This is a genomic window from Porphyromonas canoris, from assembly GCF_000765975.1.
GTDB classification, from domain to species: domain Bacteria; phylum Bacteroidota; class Bacteroidia; order Bacteroidales; family Porphyromonadaceae; genus Porphyromonas_A; species Porphyromonas_A canoris.
Map to the genome: position 1 here is coordinate 106,583 of NZ_JQZX01000013.1, position 18,843 is coordinate 125,425.

At 46.4% G+C, this 18,843-nt stretch carries 18 protein-coding genes and 1 tRNA gene; 11 read left to right on the forward strand and 8 right to left on the reverse strand.

The annotated features are described in order from the left end of the window. The first annotated feature begins 69 nt into the window (after positions 1-69). The 6 genes from HQ29_RS08405 (at position 70) to HQ29_RS08420 (ending at position 4,734) form a co-directional block, all read left to right on the forward strand. Positions 70-384 carry an NAD(P) transhydrogenase subunit alpha gene (locus HQ29_RS08405; protein ID WP_036788653.1) on the forward strand — a complete coding sequence of 105 codons (315 nt, stop codon included), beginning with the start codon at positions 70-72 and terminating at the stop codon, positions 382-384. A 71-nt stretch (positions 385-455) separates the two neighbouring features. Beyond that, positions 456-1,649, forward strand: coding sequence for an NAD(P)(+) transhydrogenase (Re/Si-specific) subunit beta (locus HQ29_RS10635; protein WP_449421042.1), 1,194 nt, complete (start codon positions 456-458; stop codon positions 1,647-1,649). Further along, positions 1,601-2,272 carry an NAD(P)(+) transhydrogenase (Re/Si-specific) subunit beta gene (locus tag HQ29_RS10640; protein WP_316930809.1) on the forward strand — a complete coding sequence of 224 codons (672 nt, stop codon included), beginning with the start codon at positions 1,601-1,603 and terminating at the stop codon, positions 2,270-2,272. The genes HQ29_RS10635 and HQ29_RS10640 overlap by 49 nt, the downstream gene beginning before the upstream one ends. Further along, a complete protein-coding gene (locus HQ29_RS10645) occupies positions 2,224-3,054 on the forward strand; it encodes an NAD(P)(+) transhydrogenase (Re/Si-specific) subunit beta (protein WP_316930810.1) in 831 nt (276 codons plus the stop codon). The genes HQ29_RS10640 and HQ29_RS10645 overlap by 49 nt, the downstream gene beginning before the upstream one ends. A 486-nt stretch (positions 3,055-3,540) precedes the next feature. After that, a complete protein-coding gene (locus tag HQ29_RS08415) occupies positions 3,541-4,326 on the forward strand; it encodes a carboxypeptidase-like regulatory domain-containing protein (RefSeq protein WP_036869176.1) in 786 nt (261 codons plus the stop codon). 63 nt (positions 4,327-4,389) lie between these two features. Continuing rightward, complete coding sequence (locus HQ29_RS08420) at positions 4,390-4,734, forward strand: PAS domain-containing protein (RefSeq protein WP_036788663.1); 345 nt, start codon at positions 4,390-4,392, stop codon at positions 4,732-4,734. Positions 4,735-4,740: 6 nt separating this feature from the next. On the opposite strand, the gene cbiB is transcribed toward HQ29_RS08420, so the two are convergent. The 3 genes from cbiB to HQ29_RS08435 are packed head-to-tail and all read right to left on the reverse strand — an operon-like array spanning position 4,741 to position 8,183. After that, positions 4,741-5,667 (reverse strand): adenosylcobinamide-phosphate synthase CbiB, encoded by a 927-nt coding sequence (gene cbiB, locus HQ29_RS08425; protein WP_036869179.1) that lies wholly within the window; start codon positions 5,665-5,667, stop codon positions 4,741-4,743. 21 nt (positions 5,668-5,688) lie between these two features. After that, positions 5,689-6,723 (reverse strand): aminotransferase class I/II-fold pyridoxal phosphate-dependent enzyme, encoded by a 1,035-nt coding sequence (locus HQ29_RS08430; RefSeq protein WP_036869181.1) that lies wholly within the window; start codon positions 6,721-6,723, stop codon positions 5,689-5,691. Then, positions 6,720-8,183, reverse strand: coding sequence for a cobyric acid synthase (locus HQ29_RS08435; RefSeq protein WP_036869184.1), 1,464 nt, complete (start codon positions 8,181-8,183; stop codon positions 6,720-6,722). Before HQ29_RS08435 ends, HQ29_RS08430 begins: the two co-directional genes overlap by 4 nt. A gap of 155 nt (positions 8,184-8,338) precedes the next feature. On the opposite strand from HQ29_RS08435, the gene HQ29_RS08440 reads away from it, so the two are divergent. Both HQ29_RS08440 and HQ29_RS10470 read left to right on the forward strand, forming a co-directional pair. Beyond that, a tRNA-Phe gene (locus HQ29_RS08440) sits at positions 8,339-8,411 on the forward strand. Positions 8,412-8,622: 211 nt separating this feature from the next. Continuing rightward, positions 8,623-8,769, forward strand: coding sequence for a hypothetical protein (locus tag HQ29_RS10470; RefSeq protein WP_200878525.1), 147 nt, complete (start codon positions 8,623-8,625; stop codon positions 8,767-8,769). Positions 8,770-8,947: 178 nt separating this feature from the next. On the opposite strand, the gene HQ29_RS08445 is transcribed toward HQ29_RS10470, so the two are convergent. The 4 genes from HQ29_RS08445 to HQ29_RS10560 form a co-directional block, all read right to left on the reverse strand. Next, positions 8,948-9,268 (reverse strand): rhodanese-like domain-containing protein, encoded by a 321-nt coding sequence (locus HQ29_RS08445; protein ID WP_235318040.1) that lies wholly within the window; start codon positions 9,266-9,268, stop codon positions 8,948-8,950. 35 nt (positions 9,269-9,303) lie between these two features. After that, the gene (locus HQ29_RS08450) at positions 9,304-10,719 is read right to left on the reverse strand and encodes an MBL fold metallo-hydrolase (RefSeq protein WP_036869189.1); all 1,416 of its coding nucleotides are present in this window, start codon (positions 10,717-10,719) and stop codon (positions 9,304-9,306) included. An 89-nt stretch (positions 10,720-10,808) separates the two neighbouring features. Next, entirely contained in the window at positions 10,809-11,615 is an 807-nt protein-coding gene (locus tag HQ29_RS08455; RefSeq protein WP_036788682.1) for a sulfite exporter TauE/SafE family protein, read from the reverse strand. Positions 11,616-11,679: 64 nt separating this feature from the next. Continuing rightward, a complete protein-coding gene (locus HQ29_RS10560) occupies positions 11,680-12,723 on the reverse strand; it encodes a Crp/Fnr family transcriptional regulator (RefSeq protein WP_235318041.1) in 1,044 nt (347 codons plus the stop codon). Positions 12,724-13,296: 573 nt separating this feature from the next. Between HQ29_RS10560 and HQ29_RS08465 the strand changes: the two genes are divergently transcribed. Next, positions 13,297-15,117 (forward strand): membrane dipeptidase, encoded by a 1,821-nt coding sequence (locus HQ29_RS08465; protein ID WP_036869191.1) that lies wholly within the window; start codon positions 13,297-13,299, stop codon positions 15,115-15,117. 92 nt (positions 15,118-15,209) lie between these two features. Here the strand turns inward: HQ29_RS08465 and HQ29_RS08470 are convergent, their stop codons facing one another. Beyond that, complete coding sequence (locus tag HQ29_RS08470; protein ID WP_036788689.1) at positions 15,210-15,836, reverse strand: OmpH family outer membrane protein; 627 nt, start codon at positions 15,834-15,836, stop codon at positions 15,210-15,212. Between the two features lie 426 nt (positions 15,837-16,262). On the opposite strand from HQ29_RS08470, the gene HQ29_RS08480 reads away from it, so the two are divergent. Beyond that, on the forward strand, positions 16,263-17,720 hold the full coding sequence (locus HQ29_RS08480) for an aminoacyl-histidine dipeptidase (protein ID WP_036869193.1): 1,458 nt from the start codon (positions 16,263-16,265) through the stop codon (positions 17,718-17,720). Between the two features lie 46 nt (positions 17,721-17,766). Next, positions 17,767-18,840 carry an endonuclease/exonuclease/phosphatase family protein gene (locus tag HQ29_RS08485; RefSeq protein WP_036869195.1) on the forward strand — a complete coding sequence of 358 codons (1,074 nt, stop codon included), beginning with the start codon at positions 17,767-17,769 and terminating at the stop codon, positions 18,838-18,840. Positions 18,841-18,843 lie beyond the last annotated feature (3 nt).

Genomic DNA, 18,843 nt, shown 5'->3' on the forward strand with positions numbered 1-18,843 from the left:
CCTCAAAGGACGGGTTTGCGAGTGGTCTTTTTCTTTTTATAAAATCAGGATAATCAGATCACATTTATTATGAGTCCGCTTGTTCTTGTACTCCTCTTCGTAGTTTCGTCCATAGTGGGGTACCTTATCATTAGTAAGATTCCGAGTTTGCTGCATACGCCACTTATGTCCGGCATGAATGCTTTATCGGGTATAACCATCTTGGGATCCATATCTGTTATTGTGGCATTAAGGGTACTGCCTGCCGGTTTTGGAGTAACATTGCTCTATATTATTGCATATTCGGCACTTATTCTTGCCACTATCAACATTGTGGGTGGTTTTGGTGTTACCGAAAGAATGCTGGGTTTCTTCAATAAAAAGAAAGGAGGGAAGGACGAATGAATCTCTCTCCATCAGTTGTAGTAATCCTTTCTATCGCTATCTCTCTTCTCGTTATCCTTGGTCTTGTCATGATGACAAAAGTAACCAAGGCACGGCTTGGAAACAGAGTGAGTGCGGTAGCCATGTTTTTGGCGGTACTGCTTACCGTTGTACGTTTCAATTTTGCAGCACTCGTTCCCATTATTATCTGTATTCTTATCGGCTCTGTTGTCGGGATCTGGTTATCCAGAACAGTCAAGATGATACAGATGCCACAGCTTGTGGGTTTGCTCAATGGTATCGGAGGTTTGGCCTCTATGCTCGTAGGAGCTGTGGTGATGAGCGGAGCAACCATTGCTTATGATCTTTCGGCATTGGAGCATCTGACCTTTGGAAATATCACATCCATGCTTGCCATTCTTATCGGTGCGCTTACGTTTACAGGCAGTTTGGTTGCTGCGGCAAAGCTTCATGGCGTATTTCCGGGAAGACCCATTGTGATACCGAGACACCGTTCCGCTCTTATGGGAGCAGCTACCATCATGGCTGTTTGCCTTGTTTGGAGTGCCATTGTGGGTGCTGATGTCTTGATCGGTTCATCTGCAATAGTCTGGATCATCATCGCTATTCTCAGTGCCGGACTCTTTGGGCACCTCTTCGCCATCCGTGTAGGTGGTGCGGATATGCCTATCACCATCTCACTGCTCAACTCTCTTTCCGGAGTGGCAGGCGGTATAGCCGGTATGGCATTGGGCGATCCTCTCCTTGTTATAGTCGGAGGTATCGTTGGAGCATCGGGTCTCTTCCTCACACAGATCATGTGTAGAGCGATGAATAGAAGCCTTATGAATATCCTCTTCCCGAAAGATACTCCTGCTCCGGTTGCTCAAAAGAAGCAGGCGGAACCTGTAAAAGCAGAAAAGCCACAAGCTGCTGCTCCTTCTTTGGGTACAATCGTTCAGAGTGCCAAGCGTGTTATCATCGTACCGGGTTACGGTATGGCTCTTGCACAAGCACAGCAACAGGTTGCGGCATTGGCAAATGCTTTGAGAGGTAGAGGTGCAGATGTTAAGTTTGCAATCCATCCGGTTGCCGGTCGTATGCCGGGACACATGAACGTCCTATTGGCAGAAGCAAACGTGGATTACGAAGAACTCTACGAAATGGAGCGTATCAATCCGGAGTTTGCCGCTACTGATCTTGTCATCGTAATCGGCGCAAACNAGAACTCTACGAAATGGAGCGTATCAATCCGGAGTTTGCCGCTACTGATCTTGTCATCGTAATCGGCGCAAACGATGTGGTGAACCCTGCCGCTCGTGAAGCGGAAGGCACTCCTATCTATGGCATGCCGGTTCTTCTTGCCGACCAAGCCAAGCATATCATCTTCTGTAACTACGACCTCAAGCCGGGTTATGCCGGAGTAGAGAATCCGTTGTACAGCAATAAAGAAAAGGTAACAATGCTTCTCGGCGATGCCAAAGAGAGCATCGCCAAGATTGACAAGGCTCTTAATGAGTCTCTTGAGTCTGCTCCGGCGGAAGCTCCAAAGGCTGCGGCTCCATCTTTTGCTTCTGTATTACAGACAGCCAAGCGTGTTATCATCGTACCGGGTTATGGTATGGCTCTTGCACAAGCACAGCAGCAGGTTGCGGCATTGGCAAATGCTTTGAAAGGTAGAGGTGCAGATGTTAAGTTTGCAATCCATCCGGTTGCCGGTCGTATGCCGGGACACATGAACGTCCTATTGGCAGAGGCAAACGTGGATTACGAAGAACTCTACGAAATGGAGCGTATCAATCCGGAGTTTGCCGCTACTGATCTTGTCATCGTAATCGGCGCAAACNAGAACTCTACGAAATGGAGCGTATCAATCCGGAGTTTGCCGCTACTGATCTTGTCATCGTAATCGGCGCAAACGATGTGGTGAACCCTGCTGCTCGTGAGGCGGAAGGCACTCCTATCTACGGTATGCCTGTTCTTCTTGCCGACCAAGCCAAGCATATCATCTTCTGTAACTACGACCTCAAGCCGGGCTATGCCGGAGTAGAGAATCCGTTGTACAGCAATAAAGAAAAGGTAACAATGCTTCTCGGTGATGCCAAAGAGAGCATCGCCAAGATAGATAAGGCTCTTAATGAGGCAGTAGCAGACGCTCCGATGAACAGCAATTCCGGAACAGAGCTTTCTCTGTCTGCTCTTCTCAACGATCTACAACGTGTCATCATCGTACCGGGTTACGGTATGGCTCTTGCACAAGCACAGCAGCAGGTGGCAATGTTGGCACAATCTCTTCGCAAGAAAGGTGCTGATGTCCGTTTTGCAATCCATCCGGTTGCCGGTCGTATGCCGGGACACATGAATGTTCTATTGGCTGAGGCAAACGTGGATTATGATGAACTCTACGAAATGGAGCGTATCAATCCGGATTTTGCCTCTACCGACCTTGTTATCGTAGTGGGAGCAAACGACGTGGTGAACCCTGCCGCTCGTGAAGCAGAAGGCACTCCGATCTATGGTATGCCTATTCTTCTTGCCGACCAAGCAAAGCGTATCATCTTCTGTAACTACGACCTCAAACCGGGTTATGCCGGAGTAGAGAATCCGCTTTACAGCAACAAAGAAAAAGTGCTTATGCTTCTCGGTGATGCCAAAGAGAGCATCGCTAAAATACAAGCGGAATTAGCTTAATCTCTCCAAAGAGAGAATAGATAGAACCACCGCTGTATGAACTTTTCATACAGCGGTGGTTTTGTTTTATATCCACACTTCCCAAAATCAAAGAAGAGCCATAGAAATAGACTTTAACGGCTTCGGATGTTTTCCTGAATACGTTTATATCTTATGCTCAACGGATTAAAGTTTTGAAATCGAAGTGTGATTTGTAGAAATCAAGCCTTGAAAAGAGCAGAGCAAGCTTTGAAGTGGGGAAGTCGAGCCTTGATTTAGGATACTGAATAGCTTTAAGGCAGTTTGTATTGCCGTTTAGAGCATCTTTTTATAGTGTATAGAGACAATTTCTATCCGCTAATGGGTTGAGAAGTAGAGGAAAAATGAGATTTGGAAACAGATTCGTTTTCTGCCTTTACAGATGTGAAAAATAGTATATTCGGCATGAATAAAATATGTATATTCGCAGGGTGTTAATACGTTTGGAAAGCAGTAAATAACATTGAAATGAGACGCAACTTACTTACCCTTTTTCTCTCTATTTGTGTGATGGGAATCTCCTATGCGCAAAACAGTGATACAATTACAATTTCAGGGAGAGCAACAGACTTTAATGGCAATCCGATTGACAGCTGCTTTGTTGCTCTATTTTATCCGAACTTCTCTGTTGCCTATTCTGCGTATACCAATAATGAGGGCTTTTACTCTATCCCGAATGTTGAGAAAGGAAAGTACATGGCAATCTATGCCATCCGCCCCAATGAATATCCGAAGGAACTGAAAGTGGCAGAGAAAGATATGCGGCTGGAGTTTTGGGCTTGGAATGTTGTGGCAGATAAGGATCTGACAATCAATCCTCGGTATCATCGTCTCGAACTGTATGGCACTACCGTTTTCAGTGTAAATGGAGGTTATCCGAGTATGATTATTTATACTCGTCCGATGAGCTTGGGCAGACTGCTTTCTTACGGGCAGGATGTTTGGAGCGGTAAGGTGAAATCGGAAAAAACAGAGGAGGTCGATCTTTCTGTCGAGCCTGATCAAATTGAGTTTAAGGTGTATGCAGATGATGTTCCGGTGGCTATACAGTCCGTACAGGCAGTAAGAGAATTTATAGGAGGTCCAAGGCAAATGGCTTACTTAATCTATATCGACTTGCCTAAGAAACAAGCCGGGAAATATTCTATCTTTCGTGTAGAGGCATTTAACAAGGCTTATGGCGGAGAAAAAGGAGAGAATATCTACTTCTACGAAATACCGGATTATAAAACAAAACCGGTGTCTAACCCTTGATGTCAGCCATAAGGGAAATAAAAAGAGCCGTTGGTAGGCTCTAAACTTAAACATAGACTATTTATGATAAACTATCTCAATGAGGCAGATATTGCCGTAACCGTCTGCGATAAAGACGGCATCATCATAGAGATGAACGAGCAAAGCAAAAAGGTGAATCAGAAACCGGGACAGAATCTGATAGGGAGCAATGTACTGGATTGCCACCCTGAACCGGCGCGTTCCATGCTAAAAGAGATGATGGAAAAGCAGACTAAGAATGCCTACACAATAGAGAAAAACGGGGTGAAGAAGCTCATCTACCAAATCCCTTGGTACGAAGAGGGGAGTTATATGGGCTTTGTGGAGCTTTCTATGATCATTCCGTTTGAGATGCCTCACAAGATAAGAGTCCCGAAAACGGAGTAGCGACCATCATAGCAGAAGGAGTATTCCGCAAACGATACCGACACTGAGCAGTGTAACGACAGAGACTACCCGACAGCCTCTGATGAGATCTGCGTGAGTGATGTCCCGTTCGATCTCTCCTATGTATGGTTTCTCCACCAACTTCCCATGGTAGACATTGGGACCCCCGAAACGGCAACCTAAAAGTCCTGCCATGGCAGACTCCGGGTATCCGCTGTTGGGGCTGGAGTGCGCACGTGCATACCTCCGGATGTGATGCCATACCTGCCGGGAGGGGTGAAGCATCCAGATGAGTATTGCAGTGATTCGGGCGGGGAGATAGTTGGCCCAATCGTCCAGGATTTTGGCGGCAAAGTAGCCGAACTCTCCGTATCTCTCGTTCTTGTATCCTATCATGGAGTCCAGCGTATTTATCATTTTATATCCCATCATAAGCGGAACGCCCCCAATGGCATAGAAGAAGAGGGGAGCGACGACACCATCCGAGAGATTTTCTGCCAGTGTCTCCAGTGTGGCTGTGCGTATCTGATTGAACGAGAGGTTGCTTGTGTCTCGTCCTACAATATAGCCCACTCTGTGCCGTGCCCCCGTAAGATCGTCTATTTGGACAAAGTGCTCTACGGCAAGAGCCTCTTTCACAAGCTGCCTTGCACTGAGTCCGTAGAAAATAAAGATCGCTTCAAAGATGCCTTTGAACAGGGGATAAGGAGAGAGGAGATAGGTTGCCAGCCAAAAGACTCCGATAACCAACCCAACCAAAAACAGCGATAACAGCGTCCCTTTGAGCCTGCGATGAGAACCTCTGTTCAGTATCTTTTCTCCGAAAGCAATAAGGTTTCCGAAGAGCCGGATAGGGTGTGGGAGTGAGTAAGGATCACCTATAAGAGCATCTATGCTCCAGCCTAAAAGAAGAGGTGCTACGGAATAGATCATGAAATGAGGGCGGTTGCCGTTTTAGATGGAAGTCTGTGAGAGATAGTCCTGAAGAGCTTCGAGCAGTCTGCGGTTGGCTTCCGGACCTTGCACCGATACTCTGAAATGTTGAGGGGAGAGCCCTCTGAAGTTGTCGGCATTGCGGATAAGGATGCCGTGCTGCTCTATCAGGTACGACTTCAAGCTCTTTGCATCCCCTTTGGGAAGCCATGCCAGAAAAAAGTTGGAAGAGGTGGGGGAGATCGCCAGCCGGTTTATCTCATTCAGAAGTTCGCCTCTGAAGAGCCGGCACTCTGCTATCAGCTCTTCCGACGGAGGGAGCAGCTCCTCGTAATGTTCCATGATGTAGCATCCTGCTTCCTGTGCCAAAGCATTGACCGACCAGGGCATACGCATGGATGAGATCTGCTCGGCTATCTTTTCGGATGCAACGATGTAACCCAAACGTAGCCCCGGAATGGCGAACGTCTTGGTCAGAGAATGGATGGTGATAAGGTTGGGATAACAGCTGTGAAGGCTATCTATCCGAATGGGAGTGTGGGAGAGTTCGGAGTAGGCGGTATCTACCACGACAAGCGTATCGGGACACTGCTCCAGAATATCGGTAAGCGTATCGGTGGGAATGATGTAACCGTCCGGATTGTTGGGGTAAGCCATCCAAAGCATATCGTATGGCTTCACCTCTTTGGCTGTAATCTCCGGATATGTGAGGTAGGAGATCCGATGCCCGAAACGAGTGCAGGCGTCTTCGTACTCGGCAAAAGAGGGGATGGCAACCATGCTTTTTGCCCCTTTGTAAGCCTGAGCCGTGATGTAGAATGCCTCTGTGGAGCCGTTGGTTACGACTATCGAGCACTCCTTTTGCCGTTGTCTTCGGGCAAGCAGAGAGGTAAGCTTTGAAGCATTGGGATCGGGATAGTTTTTTATCCGAGGCAGTACCTCTCCGATGTGAGCGATGATCGCGTCCGAGTGGTTGCGGTAGGGGATGTTTGAACTAAAGTCCAGCAGACTCTCTCGACCGAATAGATGTGAGTCGTCTCCGTGTCCGTTGATCATTCCTGCTTCATTGTTTGGTAGATATAGTCCATATCCACGTGGGTTCGTATGAGGTCTGCAAGGGCATTGAAACCCTTTTCTTTCTTTGCTTTGTAGTCTATGTCGGTGTGGAAGTTGGGATCTATTTCCTGTATGATACGGTTGATCACCGAAGCATTATCCAGGATGCCGTGAAGATATGTACCCCATGTGCGAGAGTTCAGAATATAGCCGTCCTCTTCATTGTGGCTCGTTCGGAGGAGAGGTTTGTCCGTTTTCGTTACACCCATGTGTATCTCATAACCCGTTCCGTGAATGGGTTCATTCATGAACGAGAACGTACAGCTCTTGGTGCTTTTCTCCGTACTTATAATAGTATCTACGGGAAGAATGCCCAAGCCGTTGGTGTATTCCTGCTCACCCTCGATATGGAGAGGATCTTGAACGCTCCTGCCCATCATCTGGTATCCACCGCATATACCATAGAGAGATTTGCCTGCTTTGTGATGGTTCAATATCACTTCCGCCATGCCGTTTTCGTGCATACGTTCCAAGTCTGCAATGGTATTTTTTGAACCGGGAATGATGATGATGTCCGCTTTGGCTATCTCCATGGGGTCTTCGGAGAAGTAAAGGTTGATTTCGGGTATCTGCGAGAGCATATCGAAGTCGGTAAAGTTGGAGAAGAGTTTGTGTCGAACCACCCCGATGTTGATTTTTCCCTCTTTCGATTTGGTCTGCAAACGTTCCAGAACAACGCTGTCTTCCTGCTCGATGTATATATCCGGGGCGTAAGGCAAAACGCCTACAACGGGTACGCCGGTAAGCTCTTTGATGATCTTTTTCCCCTCATCGAATAGAGAGATATCGCCTCTGAACTTGTTGATGATAACGCCCTTTATGCAGGCTCTCTCTTCCGGAGGCAGAAGCATGATACTGCCATAAACACTTGCAAACACCCCTCCCCGGTCTATGTCCGTTACAAGGTAAGTGGCTGCCCGGGTTGCCACGGCAACTCGCATATTGACAATGTCTTTATCTTTCAGGTTGAGCTCGGAAATGCTCCCTGCTCCCTCTATCACGATAGGGTTATGCTTCTGCTCCAATTTGTGATAAGCCGTGAGAACATGCTCGAAAAGATCTTGACGGAAGTTGCCTCGAAAATAGCTCTTTGCCGTAGCATTGCCACACGGCTTCCCATTCACAATCACCTGCGAAGTGAGATTGCCGCTCGGCTTGAGAAGTATCGGATTCATCTCCACCGAGCATGCCAGTCCGCACGCTTCTGCTTGAGCTGCTTGTGCACGCCCTATCTCCAAACCATCCGGCGTGGCATAGCTGTTCAGAGACATGTTTTGTGCTTTGAACGGAGCAGGCGAGTAGCCATCCTGTAAGAATACACGACAGAAACCGGCATTTACAACCGACTTCCCGACATCCGAACCTGTTCCGACAAACATAATGGGGCGCAACTTATCCATCTTTCTCTTTCTCTTCTTTCTGTTATGCAGGGCATAAAGATATAGAAAAGGCAGAAAATAGCCATTTCAACAGAAAAAAATGAAGAAAAATGGGCGAAACATTTGGAGATTCAAAAAAAAGATCTACCTTTGCAAGCGAATCACGATCAAGTGATGGTGCCATAGCTCAGTTGGTAGAGCAAAGGACTGAAAATCCTTGTGTCCCCGGTTCGATTCCTGGTGGCACCACAGTAAAAAAGTAGCGCAATGTAAACCTCTTGATTTCATTTTGAAATCGGGAGGTTTTATTTTATTTGTTGATGTGTGAGGATATTTTGAAAATTGCTTAGAAAATCTCTTCTTTGTTGGAAGATATAGGAGAAGGTATATTTAATCCCATAATGAAAAAAGGTCTTTTATAAGAAGAGTATATTTATAATTCAATCAACAACTTATTACAATGAGCAAAAAAATCACCCCTCAACAAAATCATTCAAATCAAATTAACGCCAATAAAGGAACAGATGGAGTTAACAGACAATATTCTCAGGTGCATGGGAATAGGGGAAAGCAGTTAAATCCAAATCAAACCTCTAAAAACAAATAAAAGCTTTTTGAAAAGATAGATAACAAAGAGGATCTCTTGCCCATGTCGTGCAACTCAGAATATCTGAGAGAGACAAGGCAAGAGATCCTTGGTTTATGACTCGGTGTTATGGAGGATGGTTCGGAGGAACCGGTTCGAGAGTGTGTCTCGAAAGAATGCCGAGCTTATGAAATTGGTGTTATTTGTTGCCTTTGAGAGATGCGACATGTTCCCAAGTGCCACCATTGAGGACATTGGTGAAGCCGCTGCGTTCGAGAATGCTTTTAGCCTGACTGCTTCTATTGCCACTGCGACAGAATACTATAATGGTTTTCTTGTCTTTGAACTCGTTGATTCGAGCCTCTATCTGATCCAACGGAATGTTCACAGCTCCGGAAACAGAGCCGGATGCAAACTCGCCCGAAGTACGTACGTCTACAAGGAAAGCTCCGGAGCGGATGGCTTCTGTGAGAGCCTGATCGTCAGGCTGAGAGAATAGGTTCTTTAGTAATCCAAACATGAGAAATGCTATAATTATAAGTAAGGGAAATGATATTATCTTTTTGATGTTCTGCTTTGACATACAAAATCGGTTTTAGGGATGTCTGTTTGTGCTATGCTGCCAAAGCCACCTTCAATGTCGGTAAAGTTGCGATAGCCTCTCGCTAACAGAATGCTTGATGCGATCATGCTACGGTATCCGCCTGCACAGTGGATATAGAAGTGTTGGTCTTGAGGAAGGTCGGAAATCCAATCGTTGATATAGGCGAGCGGACGGCTGTAAGCCTCTTCCACGTGCTCTGATGCGTATTCGCTCTCTTTGCGGACATCTATCACGAGAGTCTTTCCTGAATCGAATCGTTGTGCAAACTCTTCCGCAGTGATGCGTTCCACCCGGTCTGTCTCTTTGCCCGAAGCTCTCCATGTATCGAAACCTCCGTCCAGATAGCCAAGTACGTTATCAAAGCCCACGCGGCTCAGTCTTGTGATCACTTCTTCTTCTCGTCCGGCATCAGTTACGAGGAGTAGAGGCTGTTTGACGTCAACGATCATTGTACCGACCCATGGAGCAAAGTCGCCATCTATACCTATGTTGATAGAGCGAGGGATGAAGCCCTGCGCAAATGTACCGGGAGCTCTCGTATCGAGGATGAGTGCTCCGGATCTTTCTGCCATTGTCTCAAAATCTTCAGCCGAGAGTGCAGACAAACCTCTCTCCAGTACGGTTTCGATACTATCGTACCCTTGCTTGTTCATGGCAACATTTCCTCCGAAATAGGCAGGAGGAGGGAGTAAGCCTTCTATTACCGATGCTATGAATGCTTCTTTGCTGGGTTGGTTAAGGGCATAATTGACCTTTTTTTGGTTTCCAAGGCTGTCCACTGTCTCTTTCATCATATTCTTTCCGCATGCCGATCCTGCACCGTGAGCCGGATAGACCGTTATATCGTCCGATAGGGGAAGAATCTTGTTATAGAGACTATCATAGAGCAGACCTGCCAGCTCTTCTTGGGTCAGATTCGCCGCCTTTTGTGCAAGATCCGGTCTGCCGACATCTCCAAGGAAGAGTGTGTCTCCACTGAAAAGAGCTGTCTCATGTCCCTCTTCGTCTATAAGAAGGAAGCAGGAGCTTTCCATGGTGTGTCCCGGAGTGTGGAGCACTTTGATTTTGGCTTTACCCAATTGGAAGACTTGGTTATCTTCCGCAACGATGGCATCAAACTCCGGTTTGGCTGTCGGTCCGTAGATGATCGGTGCTCCCGTTGCACGACTCAGGTCGAGGTGTCCGCTCACAAAGTCGGCATGGAAATGGGTTTCCAGTATATACTTCAGTTGTACCCCGTCACGCTTTAGTCTCTCGAGGTATGGAGCCACTTCACGGAGAGGGTCGATGATGGCAGCTTCCCCCATTGAGGTGATGTAGTATGCGCCCTGAGCAAGGCATCCTGTATAAATTTGTTCTACTTTCATGGTTGTTGAATGCTTGAATATTTGCTTAACGATACAAAGATGCAGCTATTTCTTCTCTTGTACAGCTACTTTAGTCACACAACGTTTACTTATGCGAAGATTGTCTCCTTCAGGATGATATATATTCCCATCACGAAGACGAACCAGCCGAAAGCCGGTTTCAGTTTTGCTCCATCAATGTACTGAGACAGCTTCATCCCGATGAATATTCCGACTATTGCGAATCCGGTAACCGACAACAAGAGAGTCCGGTCGAGTCCCGGGAAATTACTCTCTCCGAGGAATCCGAGAAGAGACTTGGCGGATATGATCACCAGGGAAGTACCGATGGCTTGTTTCATGGGAAGCCCCCCGAGCACCACCAAGGCGGGAATGATCAGGAAGCCGCCACCTGCGCCGACAAGACCGGTGAGCGAGCCTACCACGGCGCCTTCGATCAGGATCAGAAGATAAGGAAAGCGTCCGAACTTGCGACCGTTATCTGCCTTGCTCTCCCTTTTGCCTCCCGGTCTGATCATGCTGATTGAGGCTGCAAGCATCAGTACCGCAAACAGAAGCATCAGGAACATACTCTTGTCAAGCACGAAGCCGCCCACTCTCAAGATCTCCTGCGGGATGGCGGGAATGATATAGGCTCTTGTCAGAAAGACCGATACGATGGACGGAATGCCGAACACCACAGCCGTCCGCACATCCACCAGCGAACGACGGAAGTACGAGACGCTCCCCACGGCACTCGTGGCTCCCACAATGAAAAGAGAATAGGCTGTGCCCAAGACGGGATTCACGCCAAACAGATAGACAAGGACCGGGACGGTCAGAATACTTCCTCCGCCCCCGATGAGTCCGAGAGAAAGACCGATCAAGACGGATGCCAGATAACCTATTACATACATAAACTCTTCTGTTTTATCATGGAACAAAGGTCGCCATCTTTGCCGGTTCTCACAGCTACTTTAGTCACACAACGGAAATCTTGTTGCGCCCCAGCCGCACGATGCCTGCCTCTTCGAGCTGTTTGAGCAGGCGCGAGACCACGGCTCTTGCAGTCCCCAGCTCGCCGGCAAGCTGTTCGTGAGTGATCTGGATCGTGTTGTTTCCGGTCAGCTCTACCTTCTTCCGGATCAGATCCAGCAGACGTTCGTCCATTCTCTTGAAGGCGATGGCATTGACTGTTTCCAACAGCTCCTCGAACCGCTTATGATAAGAGCGGAAGATATAATCCAGCCACTCCGGATGTTCCCTCATAAAGAGCGAAACCTTGTCTACCGGAAGGAAGAGGATCTCCGCGTCCTCCTCGATCTCCACCCGTACTTTGCTCGTCTCATGGTGCAGACCTCCGAGGAAAGACATGATGCAGCTCTCTCCCGCACGGATATAATAGAGCAGAATCTCCCTGCCGTCTTCCTCCGTGCGCAACACCTTCATCACGCCTTTCATCACGATCGGGATAGAGCGGATGTGCGCATTCTCATTCAGAATAACGCTGCCCGCCTCATAAACTTTCAATATGCCGTACCTGTACAGCTTCTCCACAAGCTCCGGAGAGGAGCGAAACTCCGAGATCTCTTCCAAATATTTCATGAGGACAAACTTAATAAAAAATGCCCGCATCCTCCTGTTCGGAGCCTTTCCGGCACCTTTCCTTTTCTCGAAGATCTTCTTTCCGAGCTCTCTTTGCATCATCTTTTTTCTCTTCTTGAGACTGAATCTCCTTTGGCTCAACAGCTTTTCGTCAAGCCCGGATCTTCTTCTCGAACGGATGTTTGTGCCCGTACAATGGTTGAAAAGCGATAAAGAGATAATCCGAAAGCTGCCGTTCGGAAGCTCTATTTCCAATGATCTGCACCCCGAAAGCTGCCGTTCGGAAGCTCCATTTCCAATGNACCCCGAAAGCTGCCGTTCGGAAGCTCTATTTCCAATGATCTGCACCCCGAAAGCTGCCGTTCGGAAGCTCCATTTCCAATGATCTGCACCCCGAAAGCTGCCGTTCGGAAGCTCCATTTCCAATGATCTACACCCCGAAAGCTGCCGTTCGGAAGCTCTATTTCCCGTGATCTGCACCCCGAAAGCTGCCGTTCGGAAGCTCTATTTCCAATGATCTGCACCCCGAAAGCTGCCGTTCGGAAGCTCCATTTCCAGTGATTAAAAATTAAAAAGTTGCCAATCAAAAGTTCTATTGTTAATTATCAATTCTATATTTCTCGCCGTGAAATATTAGTTTCTCGCCGTGAAATATTGGTTTCTCGCCGTGAAATATTGGTTTCACGGCGAGAAATATAGAATTGGTAAGTAAGAAATCAGTTTTTGATCATTATCAGCCGGATTATTCACCGTTTACAATACGGTTATTGCTCAATAAGAATTGACAAAAATTTTTGCTCCTTTTTCCCGAAGGGTAATGATTCGGCTCGGTTTTGATCATGACCGGACAGGAGGCCGTGAATCATCCCCCTCATCAACCCTGTTTATCAGCCGCCGGAGAGGAACGAATCTCTGCTTCGGGTCATAACTAAGAGATGTAAATGCTATCTTTGCAGAAAGAGCATGGGATAATGAAAAAATCAGTAGTCCGATATGAAAAATAACAGAGGAATAGAGTTTGCAAATCTCGCGGCTTTGCGTGAGAAAGTGAGAAGACTCACGGTGGGATCGGAGGATAAAAAGCCGCTGATCGGAATCACTGCCAATCATGCCGGCGTGGATCAGGAGTTGAGAGACAACTACATAAAGGCGGTGATCCGCAGCGGAGGCGCACCTTACATCATACCCTACTCCAACGATACGGAGGCAACGGTGCAGGCCGTGGAGCGATGTCATGGAATCCTCGTGACGGGAGGAGCGGACGCTCATCCGCTTTGGTATGGAGAAGAGCCCCATCCGAAGCTCGGAGCGGCGGACTGGGTGAAGGACGCCTTCGACATGGCAGTGGTCATCACGGCTCTCGAACGCGGTATCCCGCTGCTTGGCATCTGTCGCGGAATGCAGCTGCTGAATGTCGTGCTCGGAGGTTCGATGATACAAGATATTCCTTCCGCCTGCGAGCAGGAGGGAGTCCTTCATGTACAGACATCGCACCGGAGCGAACCCTGGCACTCGGTAAGTATGGAGAAGAAGAGCCGACTTTCAGATGTTTTCGGAGCACAGGAGAGTATCTATGTCAACTCTTTTCACCATCAGGCGGTGGGACGGTTGGGCAAAAGCATCCGCGTCTGCGCCACGGCAAGGGACGGAATAGTGGAGGCGATAGACGCCTATCCGGAACATAACGCCATGGGAGTACAGTGGCATCCGGAGGCAATGGTGTCCGAAGGAGAGTCCGAAGAGCAAGCCGCCCTGTTCTCTTTCCTTGTCAAAGAGGCTACACTGTATGCCGAAGCTCGTACTTTTCATGGCAAACATCTTACTCTCGACTCGCATACGGACACACCGATGCTCTTCAAGAATGACGAACCTTACGACCTGACCGCCCTGAGTGATAAAGCGTTGGTGGATCTCCCCAAGATGAGAGCCGGAAATCTGGATGCCGCAGTGATGGTGGCTTATCTTCCGCAAGGAGAAATCTCACCGGAAGGGCACGCGAAGGCTTATGAGTATGCTCTGGAACGGATCCGAAAGCTGAAGACGGCAGTCAAGAACAGCGGAGGAGCTGCCCGGCTCGCTTTCTCGTCAAAAGACTTGTATGTCAATAAGGAGAACAACCGCAAAAGCATCATACTCGGAATAGAAAACGGCTATGCACTGGGAGGAGATCCGGACAAGGTGGAAGAGTTTGCAAAGATGGGAGTGAAGTACATCACGCTCTGTCATAATGGAGATAACGCAATCTGCGACAGTGCATCGCGAAGCAACCATACGCATAACGGACTCAGCTCCCTCGGACGAGAAGTGGTCCGACAAATGAACACTTGGGGCGTTATGGTGGATGTCTCTCACGCCGGTATCAGAACCATAGAAGATGTCCTTGAGGTGAGCACGTCTCCCATCATCGCATCGCATTCCGGTGCACGGGCAATCTGCGATCATCCCAGAAATTTGTACGATGATCAGATCAAAGCCATAGCCGAATGCGGCGGTGTTGTGCAGGTCTGTATGTACAAGGGATTTGTATATGAACCTTCAAACGAGGCCTCTCTGCTTCATGTGATAGATCATGTCGAACATATCAGAGAGCTTGTCGGGATAGACCATGTCGGTATCGGCTCCGATTTTGATGGCGATGGGGAGGTGATCGGCTGCAGAGATGCTTCTGCAATGAAACGATTGACCATCGAAATGCTTCGCAGAGGATTCTCTACCGAAGAGCTCATGAAAGTATGGGGACACAACTTTCTGCGTGTAATGAAGGATGTGCAGATGAAAGGCTATAAAATCAGACAGGAGAAGACAATGAGATAGCGATTTATCTGCTATGTTGAAAAGGGAACGACCTCTTTGTCCGATCGGATAAAGAGGTCGTTCCCTTTTTATAAAGCTTTTGATTTTGTCTGTTATTTCTTTTCAGCCGTAGCCGGAGTATGATTGCTGTTGAGATACTCCAGGAACTTAGCCGTTATATCGTACTTCTTGTCCGAAAGCAAGATATTATCATTCATCGTATTGGAGAAGATCACTTGTATCCCCATCGTCTTGTTGAATGCAGCCAACTGAGACATGATGGTATCTCTCAAAACCGTGTTCGTTTCCAACTGTTGTTGTTGAAACTCTACAGAAAGCTTTTGTTGAAGCTGCTCCAATTCTGCTTGACGCTTCATCAGATTATTACGTTGTTGTTCTGCACTCTGTGGAGATAAGAACGCTTGGTTTTGTGCTTTTCTTTGAAACTCCGCAGCTTCAGCCTCAAAAGATTTTAGACGCTGATTCAATGTCGCTTGTGCAGATTCCGCACGACGAACCATCTGCTCGTTAAGCTCTTTAGAGAGATGATAGTGAACAAGAATAGTGTCCACATTGATGTAAGCAATAGGCATTGTTACCGCTTCAACAGCAGTAGAATCTCCCATGCCAATCTCTTGAGTTGAGCTATTAACACTTTTGTTCCCAGAGAAATGCAGCCCAAATAGTACCACAACCGCTATAGCCAATATGGCTGTTGAAATGTAATTGAAATTTTTCATCGTAAGCGTTTATACGTTATATATCTTAACTCCCAATTCCTTCTTGTTGTACATATAATATTGACCAACAAAGGAATCTGCGTGCGAAGATACAATATATCTCTCATATAATCTAATTTATTTGGTCATCATTATCCTCTTCTTTAATGCGTTCTTCCAAATTTTTCCTCTCAGAGTCATCTGCATGCTGCTCTCTATGGCAAGAGAGCCCTTTCTCTCTTAGAGCAGGTTGTGCCCCGACATGAGAAGATGGGAATCGTCTTGTTTTAGTGAAAAAGACATTGATCCCCAGTAAAAGAACTGAAATAAGGACGATAACGATCGATATAAGTAAGAGAGTTGACATATTTTTTTGTACTTTTGAGATGGAAAATAATCCGACTAATAGTTGTCATCCAACGACAAACCAAAATTAATCATTTATTTATGAATACACTGAACCCAAGAATTATTTGGCACTACTTTGAAGAAATCACAAAAGTGCCACGTCCATCGAAGAAAGAAGGCAAGATAATCGCATATCTTGAGGCATTTGCCAAGGAACACAACTTGGAGTACAAGAAAGACCACGTAGGCAATATTGTTATTAAAAAAGCAGCTACTCCCGGTTATGAAGACAGAAAGTCTGTTTGCATGCAGAGCCATATTGATATGGTTTGTGAGAAGAACAGTGATGTTGTGTTTGACTTTGAGAATGATGCTATCCAGACAGAGATTGTTGATGGTTGGTTGAAAGCTAAAGGTACGACTCTCGGAGCTGATAATGGTATCGGTGTCGCAGCAGAGTTGGCAATACTGGCTTCTGATGATATTGAGCATGGTCCTATTGAGTGTCTGTTCACAGTGGACGAAGAGACAGGTCTTACGGGAGCTATGGAACTTAAGGAGGGCTTTATAGATTCTCATATCCTTCTCAACTTGGATAGCGAGGATGAAGGCGAGTTGTTCATCGGTTGCGCAGGAGGTATGGGACAGATAGCTTACTTTGACTACCAAAAGGGCTATGCTTGTCCAGATAAAACATATTTGCGTGTTGATATAAAAGGCCTTCGTGGAGGACACTCCGGTGGAGATATTCATGTAGGACTTGGAAATGCCAATAAGATCTTGGCAAGATATCTTGTAGGTCTTAATGATATTACAGAAGATTGGACTTTGGCAGATATTAGAGGAGGTAATCTCCATAATGCCATTCCACGTGAAGCTTATGCTATCATAGGTATTCCTTCCGAGTTGAAAGAGCAAGTAACCATCTTTGCAAACGAATTTGCCGCAGATGTTCACAATGAACTTAAGGCTGTGGATCCGGGTGTTACTCTTACTGTATCTACAACAGATAAACCGGAGTATATTATAGATGAGGATACTAAGTATTTCCTTCTTTCAGCATTGATTGCTTGTCCTCATGGTGTTTTAGGTATGAGTCATGCTATTGAAGGTCTTGTGGAAACTTCAAATAATCTTGCCTCTATTAAGATCAGAGAAGAAGAAAAACAGATTCTTGTGGAAACCAGTCAACGCAGTAGTACTGAATCTCTCAAACGTGCGGCAGGTCAAACTGTACGTGCAGTATTTGAGTTGGCAGGTGCAGAGGTTGTTGAAAGAGATGGTTATCCGGGCTGGGAGCCAAACATCGACTCTGAAATACTCAAAGTCGCAAAAGAAACTTATGAAAGGCTTTTTGGTAAGTCTCCAGAAGTGAAGGCCATCCACGCCGGTCTTGAGTGTGGCTTGTTCAAGGAAAAATATCCTCATCTGGATATGGTATCTTTTGGACCTACTATGAGGGACGTTCACTCTCCCAATGAAAGACTTGAGATTGTAACCGTAAAGATGTGGTGGGATCACCTTCTTGAGGTGTTGAAACATGCTCCTAAGAAATAAGTGAACCAAGATTTTACTGCGTTTTTGTAAACGCAATAATAGAGATATGAAAAGACTCGGTAGCAAACATTACCTTATATTGTTGCTATCGGGTCTTTTTCTATTTTTTCTTTTTGTCTCATGGTCTCCTCCCGAAAGGATTAGAGTCGTTAGTTATAATGTAGAGAATTTGTTTGATACGATACCTTCGAGTTCCTATGCAGATCATGCCTTTTCTCCCGCTGGCGAATATAAATGGAATGGAGCAAGGTATCAGAGAAAACTATCCAATATTTCTACGGTACTCAATAGTATCAATGGTTGGGAACTTCCCGGTATTATAGCTTTTAGTGAAGTAGAAAACAGTAGAGTGGTAGAAGAGTTACTATATAGGACAAAGCACGATATAGATGGTTCCCCCTATTTTAATTTTGATATAACTAATGGGAAAGATAGTAGAGGTATCAATGTTGCTATTGCGTGGGATAGAAGATTGTTTAGGAAGATAGGAAGAGAGGATATTCCTAACTACTCTGTTGCCGATACTTCACATTTCCCCGGGCGTCATACGCTTTACCTCGTCCTCGAAACATTGTTTAGCTATAGAAGAGGTACTATGACGGCTGATAAAGACTCTCTTCACCTTTATGCTATCCATCTTCCATCGAGAAGAGGAGGTGTAAGAGAGAGTGAACAGAAGCGGATTTTAGCAGCAAAGAATATTCGTAATCATCTCAGCGATCTAATATCTCGGAAGCCTAAAGCCAAAATAATAATCATGGGAGATGCCAACGAAGATCCAACAGATCCCGCAGCACTTCTTTTATCAGATTCTTTACTACATCTCTGTAAAGAGTTTTCTAATAGAGGGCTCTACTCACATTATTTTCAAGGTAAAGGTTGGGCTCCGGATCACATTATTGTTTCTTCTTCTCTTGTCTCGTCAGAGTCCGAAACTCTTTGTATAGAGAGTCCGAAAGCACAAGTTTACGCTCCTCTCTTTTTGCAAGATAAAAGATTTAGTATTCCCAGGCCTTTCCGCTTCTTATCCGGGGGATTCTATACCGGCGGATATTCGGATCATTTTCCCATTTACATTGATCTTAACTATGGTAAACGCGCAACTATTTCACAACGATAAATG